Annotated in this window: 8 protein-coding genes and 1 pseudogene; 5 read left to right on the forward strand and 4 right to left on the reverse strand. The window is 66.2% G+C overall.

Going from position 1 to position 6185, the window contains the following annotated elements:
* Position 1: 1 nt before the first annotated feature.
* Complete coding sequence (locus tag ACF8ML_RS12600; protein WP_046987240.1) at positions 2-1213, forward strand: MFS transporter; 1212 nt, start codon at positions 2-4, stop codon at positions 1211-1213.
* A gap of 140 nt (positions 1214-1353) precedes the next feature.
* A complete protein-coding gene (locus ACF8ML_RS12605) occupies positions 1354-2328 on the forward strand; it encodes a DNA/RNA non-specific endonuclease (RefSeq protein ID WP_154835202.1) in 975 nt (324 codons plus the stop codon).
* Between the two features lie 381 nt (positions 2329-2709).
* On the opposite strand, the gene ACF8ML_RS12610 is transcribed toward ACF8ML_RS12605, so the two are convergent.
* From ACF8ML_RS12610 to ACF8ML_RS12620, 3 genes are all read right to left on the reverse strand, one after another.
* Positions 2710-3315 (reverse strand): ATP-dependent Clp protease proteolytic subunit, encoded by a 606-nt coding sequence (locus ACF8ML_RS12610; protein WP_046240535.1) that lies wholly within the window; start codon positions 3313-3315, stop codon positions 2710-2712.
* Positions 3316-3417: 102 nt separating this feature from the next.
* Complete coding sequence (locus tag ACF8ML_RS12615; RefSeq protein WP_047471196.1) at positions 3418-3774, reverse strand: SRPBCC domain-containing protein; 357 nt, start codon at positions 3772-3774, stop codon at positions 3418-3420.
* Complete coding sequence (locus tag ACF8ML_RS12620) at positions 3771-4085, reverse strand: helix-turn-helix transcriptional regulator (RefSeq protein ID WP_016454521.1); 315 nt, start codon at positions 4083-4085, stop codon at positions 3771-3773. The genes ACF8ML_RS12615 and ACF8ML_RS12620 overlap by 4 nt, the downstream gene beginning before the upstream one ends.
* A 238-nt stretch (positions 4086-4323) precedes the next feature.
* On the opposite strand from ACF8ML_RS12620, the gene ACF8ML_RS12625 reads away from it, so the two are divergent.
* Together ACF8ML_RS12625 and ACF8ML_RS12630 are read left to right on the forward strand one after the other, a co-directional pair.
* Positions 4324-4908 carry a DUF4124 domain-containing protein gene (locus ACF8ML_RS12625; RefSeq protein ID WP_152683513.1) on the forward strand — a complete coding sequence of 195 codons (585 nt, stop codon included), beginning with the start codon at positions 4324-4326 and terminating at the stop codon, positions 4906-4908.
* Positions 4909-5208: a hypothetical protein gene (locus ACF8ML_RS12630; protein ID WP_047325944.1), complete on the forward strand. Its 300-nt coding sequence runs from the start codon at positions 4909-4911 to the stop codon at positions 5206-5208. It begins immediately after the preceding gene.
* 205 nt (positions 5209-5413) lie between these two features.
* On the opposite strand, the gene ACF8ML_RS12635 is transcribed toward ACF8ML_RS12630, so the two are convergent.
* Positions 5414-5719 (reverse strand): hypothetical protein, encoded by a 306-nt coding sequence (locus ACF8ML_RS12635; protein WP_392405779.1) that lies wholly within the window; start codon positions 5717-5719, stop codon positions 5414-5416.
* A 187-nt stretch (positions 5720-5906) separates the two neighbouring features.
* On the opposite strand from ACF8ML_RS12635, the pseudogene ACF8ML_RS12640 reads away from it, so the two are divergent.
* A pseudogene (locus ACF8ML_RS12640) lies at positions 5907-6185 on the forward strand (hypothetical protein); the annotation flags it as partial.

Genomic DNA, 6185 nt, shown 5'->3' on the forward strand with positions numbered 1-6185 from the left:
CATGCACCGCACACACCACCATGCGCGGCGCTGGCTGCCGGGGCTCCACTTCTTCCTGGCCGATGTGCGCGACGGCCTGGGCCCCTTCCTGGGCGTCTTCCTGCTCGCCCAGGGCTGGCGGCTGGACGACATCGGCTACGTCATGGCCCTGGGCGGCATCACGGGCATGCTGGCCACCACGCCGCTGGGCGCGCTGGTCGATGCCTCGCGCCGCAAGCGCAGGCTGCTGGCAGCGGCCATCGCCCTGCTGCTGGCGGGCAACCTGGCCATCTGGATCGCACCGTCGCTGGCCGTGACGGCGGCATCGCAGGTCATCACCGGCGTGGTCGCGGCCTTGATCGCCCCCTGCCTGCTGGGCATCACGCTGCAGATCACCGGCCATGCGGACCTGCCCCGGCAACTGGGCATCAACGAAGCCTGGAACCACGCCGGCAACGTGGCCACGGCCGCACTGGCGGGGGCCATGGGCCTGCGCTGGGGACTGCCTTCCGTCTTCGTGCTCATGGCCTTGATGGGCTGCGCCTCGCTGGCCTGCCTGGCGCTGATGCGGCTGGATGAAACCCCGCAAGGCACGCCGCCCCCAGAGCAGGCCGGGCCTTGCGCACCCGGCCTGATGCACGTGCTCACGGGCACGCCGGCGCTGCGGGTGCTGGCCGTGGCCATGCTGCTGTTCCACCTGGGCAATGCCGCCATGCTGCCGCTGCTGGGCCAGGCCGCCGTGGCGCGCGGCCATGCCAACCCCAGCGGCTTCACGGCGCTGACCATCATCGTGGCGCAACTGGTCATGATCCCCATGGCCCTGCTCGCCGGGCGCCACGCCCAGCGCAGCGGCTACTGGCTGCTGGTCAAGGCGGCCCTGCTGTCGCTGCCGCTGCGCGGCCTGGTCGCCGCCACCTGGGACTCCGACTGGGCGCTGATCCCCGTGCAGGTGCTGGACGGCGTGGGCGCCGGGCTGCTGGGCGTTGCCCTGCCGGGCCTGGTCGCGCAGACGCTGCGCGGCACCGGCCACGTCAACGCAGGCCTGGGCGCCGTGATGACGCTGCAGGGCCTGGGCGCGGCCGCCAGCCCGGCACTGGCGGGCTGGATCGCGCAGCGCTTCGGCTTTGATGCGGCCTTTCTTTCGCTGGGCGGCATCGCGGTGCTGGCGCTGGCGCTGTGCTGGTTCGGCGCGCCGTCCGAACACCGGGCGGCCCGTCTCCAGCCCAAGGCCTGAGGACCGGCAGGGCACGGCTCGCTTTCGGAGCACCTGGACACATTTGGAGGCCTGGAAACATAGGAGAATTCCTAGGACCCGAACCAGAACCCGCGCCATTGCGGACTTGCCTCCCTGCGGCCAGCGCCTGCCGCCCCCGAATGACAGTCAAGAACAAGAAGCCTTCCGCGCGCAAGCGCAGTTCCTCCCCCGCCTCCAAGAAGAAAGCCTCCGGCCGCAGCGGCCGCAGCGGACTGTGGCGCTCCGTGATCGCCGCCGTGGTCGCGGCAGCGGGCACCTTCCAGATCGCCAGCTGCAGCCTGGACCCGAACTGGCATCCCAAGCTGCCCGAGCCGCCCCTGCTGTCCACCCTGCCCATCCCCGGGCTGGAGCACCTGCGCAAGCAGCCGGAGACAGGTTCGGGCACGGCCTCCGGTGGCGCCAGCCCGCCTGCCGGCAGCCTGGCCACGGGCTTTTCGCACTGCCGCGATTTCTTCCCCGGTGGCGAGCCCCCCGCCCTGCAGGTCCAACCCCTTCAGCGCGAGCTGTGCTTCAGCGCCTTCGCCGTGCTGCACAGCGGACAGACCAAGACGCCCGTCTTCGTGGTGGAGCGCCTGAACCGCCAGTTGCTGGAGCAGGGCCAGGGCCTCAAGCGCAGCGACAAGTTCTATGCCGATGCCCGCCTGCCGCGCGCCGAGCGTGCCGAACTGGACGACTACCGCCGCTCCGGCTACTCGCGCGGCCACATGGCGCCGGCCGGCGACATGTACTCGCCCGAGGCCATGGCCCAGAGCTTCAGCCTGGCCAACATGGTTCCGCAGGACCAGACCCACAACGGCGGCGTCTGGAGCAAGGTCGAGCAGGACACGCGCCGCTACGCCCAGCGCGCCAAGGGCGATGTCTACGTCTTCACCGGCCCGGTGTTCGACGGCCAGCCCCTGACCATCGGGCCGGGCAAGGTCCATGTGCCCAGCCATATCTTCAAGCTGGTCTACGACGCCAGCACGGGGCGTGCCTGGGCGCACTGGCAGGCCAATAGCCCGGATACGCGGATGAGTGCGCCCATCAGTTATGAGGAGTTCACTCGGAGGACGGGGATGCCGTTGTTGGCGGGGGTGATGAGGGGGCGGGGTTAGCGTTTCGCGCTGGTTGCTGGCGTGGGGTGGGGGTCCTGTTTTTGACCCTGCCGGGGGGGTGTTTTTCGAGGCCGGGTTTCGGCCCGGCGGCCGACTGCCCTTTCTTGATTCGCCAAGAAATGTCAGATCAAAGAAGGCGACCCGGATGTCCGCGACCCTCCGCTTCGCTGCGGGCAACCTGCGTCGTGGCGGTTGCGGGGTTCGCTGCGGAACTCGCTTTGCGCTTCGCGCGCCGCTCAAACAACCGCAGCGAGTCAGATCACGAAGCAGTCCTGTCCTTCGGCAGGACTGCAACCCCGCAACCACCACGACGCAGGCGCGGACATACGGGATTGGGGAGAAGGGGGCGCGCGGTGCGCTGCGCCCTGCTGGCGCTGCGGCTCAGGGAGTTACTGTGCGTCGGTCCAGAACCTTGTCTATCAGGCCCCATTCGCGGGCTTCTTCTGCGGTCATGAAGCGGTCGCGGTCCAGGTCGCGTTCCACCTCTTCGTAGCTGCGGCCGCAGTGCTGGGCGTACAGGCGTGTCACGCGGTCCTTGGTGCGCAGCATTTCCTCGGCATGGATGCGGATGTCGGAGGCCTGGCCCTGCACGCCGCCCAACGGCTGGTGCACGTGCAGGCTGGCGTTGGGCAGGGCCATGCGGTGGCCGGGCTCGCCGGCCATGAGCAGGAAGGATCCCATGGAGCGCGCCGTGCCCATGCACAGCGTGTGCACGGGGGATTGGATGAATTGCATGGTGTCGTACATGGCCAGCCCGCTGGTGATCACCCCGCCCGGCGAGTTGATGTAGAGGTGGATGGGCTTGTCCGGGTTCTCCGCCTCCAGGAACAGCAGTTGCGCGCAGACCAGGGCAGAGACCGCATCGTTGACCTCGCCGTTGAGAAAGATCACGCGGTCGCGCAGCAGGCGCGAGTAGATGTCGAAGGACCGCTCTCCGCGCGCCGACTGTTCGACAACCATGGGGACGAGCATCATCGATTCGCGCATGGGCGAACTCCTGTGTGTGGTGGTGAAAAAGAAAGGGCTGCGGCCCTGCGCCGCACGCCCCGTTGCCGGGGCCCTCAGGTCACGTGTATCAGGTCAGGTGCATCAGGTCGCGTACATCAGGAAGCCGCCGTCGTTGGCCGCTTCCCTGGCCGGCTGCACCCGCGCATCGGTCAGCACATGGACGATGCGCAGCAGCGTGCCGCCATCGGCGCCGGGGCTGATCTGCAGGTCCACCGTGCTTTCAAGAAAGGGAGGCTCCGCCTCGCGCAGCCGCAGGCGCAGTTCCTGCTGCGGCACCTGCTGCAAAGGCTCGGCATGCTCGGTGCCCGGCAGCCACTGCGCGCGCAGCTCGGGAATGCTCAGCGCGCGCCAGACCTTCTCGGGCGGGGCGTCCAGCGCGTACTCCTGCACCAGCTCGCGGGCCGCATCGTCGGTGTCCATATCGCTCATCTTGTTCATTGGTCCATGTCCTTGAGCAGGCCCTTGAGTGCATCCACGCGCTGCGGCCAGTAGGCGCGGTACTTCGCCAGCCAGCCCGCAATCTGCGCCAGCCCTTCGGGATCAACCTCGTAATGCATGAAGCGCCCCTGCCGCTGCTCGCTCACCAGCCCCGCATTGCGCAGCACGGCCAGATGCTGGGACATGGCCGACTGGCTGATATCCATCCCCTCGCGCAGCGCGCTGGCATGCATGCTGCCAGCGGCCAGCTTCTCGAAGATGGAGCGGCGCGTAGGGTCGGCCAGGGCCTTGAAGATGTCGTTCTCGGGCATGGCGACACTTTAGCAACCACTTATTTCAAATGCAAGCGGTCCATGGCAAACGCCACCGACAAGGCCTGCTCAAGGAAGTCTGGCTCGGCGGGTGAATTGGTGGGTTGAAGTGGCTGACGTATAACCGCTGCACGGGGCCGCAAAAGAGTCAGGAAACCCGTCATTTCCAGCCCCGCAGCGCATTGGCAAAGCCGAGGGCAAAGGCTCGCAGCAGCCAGTTCACTTCATTGGAGACTCAATGGCCCATTCATCCACTGGCGGCAGCAGACCTGCAAAGCACACTTCCCTCAAGCCACCCCGAAACAAGACCGCTCTGCTGAAAAGCCTGCTGTGGATAGCGGCCGCAGTCGGCCTGGCCCCCGATGCCCAGGCCGTCATGAAATGCCTTGCCGACGGAAAAACCTGGTACCAGGATGCCCCTTGCCCGCAAGGCACCACCGCCAAGCCCATGCAACTGGACCCGCCCCCTGCATCCTCCAGGCCTTTGCGGGATGCGATGCCGACCGAGCCCGCCACCAAGCCCGCGTCTGCCCCCGCACCACAGGCTGTATCGCCCTCCTCCATGCTGGAGGAAGAAGCGCGCATGTGTCTTGACTGGTACCAGAAGAATGCCGGCCTGCCCCCGGGCGCAACGTACCTGAGTGCCACCAAGGATCGCCGGGTGGTGACCCTCGTGATTGCCGCCCCCGTTTCCATGACAAACCACACGGGCGCCAGAGTGCAGGGCACGACGCAGACGCCAGCTTCCTGCGAGATCAACGGCGGCAAGCTCGATGACGGATGGACGCGCACCCATGCCCGGCGTGGCAACTGGATTCAGTGAATGCAGCCCCGCAGCAAAACTTTGAAATTCAACCCAATGGACACGCGCATCCTGCTTTTGCATCTGGAGCACCCGCTGCAAGCCTATTCAGGCAGTGCATCGCCCGTTGAAATCGTCCTGGCCGGCCTGGGCTACGAAGCCTCCGACTACTGGCCGGGCCTGGCCATCGAATGGCTGGAGCAAGGTGCACCAGTGAACGCTGAGGTGCTTCAAGCGCTGGCCCTGGTATCTGAGAACAAGCACATTTCCCAACGGATTCGGCATCGCTGCTTCGCCGTTCTGCGCCGACATAAGGCGTAGCTGCATAGGGAACGGTTGCCAACGCCAAGCCTCTAGCGTCGCCAAAAAAAGCCCAATCAGTACGAGCCTGCAGCGACGAGCATGGCTCTGTTCAAAACTCCGTCGCCACAGTGCACGAATTCATGGCTCCGGCGAACTGCAGCCTTCCAACGCACGCAGATTCCCTGCATGTGAAGCGCAGGCAATATGTTCGCGCCCTCCCCCATCACGACACCCCAGCCGACAAGCCTTCATCCGCAAACCGCTTGGCCGCCTTGAGCAGATAGCTCACGGCATAGAGGATGGGGTCGTCAGCCTCGTCGCCATTCAGGTGGTCCACCACCTCGATGGCATAGCCCAGGTTCACCGCCGTGTCGTGCAACAGGCCCAGCAATTCCTTGTCCTCAGGCTCCAGCGACTGCGCCTGATCGGCCTTCACGTAGTAGATGCGCAGCAGATCCCGGCAGACGCAATTGATGGCCGTGATGTTGTGGCGTGCGTGCAGGTCCAGCACATCCAGCGCGGCGCCCATGTGCAGGACGGCGTCAATGGCGAGGTCGGCGAGCCGAGGCGCGGCAGAAGCAGCCGTTGAATGATCGGGATGATGAGGCATCCTGCGATGCTCGTTGAATCGGCGAGGGGCGTCTCTACGGAATTCGTAGAAGGAAGCCGAGCCAGGATGGTTGTCTTCGGCTTGGATACGACGATGGCGGCCACCCGTGGAAAAGTCTCACCGGATTGCGCAAATCCTCGGAGTGCCGACTGCCTACCTTTACTGCGAGGACGATGATCTTGCTGAAGTGATCCTGGCGTGGAGCACGCTTGCTCGCGGCGGTCGGGCGCAGGAGAAAAAAGCTGTATTGGGGTTGGTGGCTAGGCGGCAGGGGGAACGCCTGGGCAGCCGCTATGACGGGATGTCGGCAGGATGGGGCGGCAAGAGATTGCTGGCTGCGTATCGATATCGCCAAGAGAAGCTGCTCCTCTCAGACGACGGCAAC

Source organism: Delftia sp. WSY_10 (genome assembly GCF_043104705.1).
GTDB classification, from domain to species: domain Bacteria; phylum Pseudomonadota; class Gammaproteobacteria; order Burkholderiales; family Burkholderiaceae_C; genus Comamonas; species Comamonas tsuruhatensis.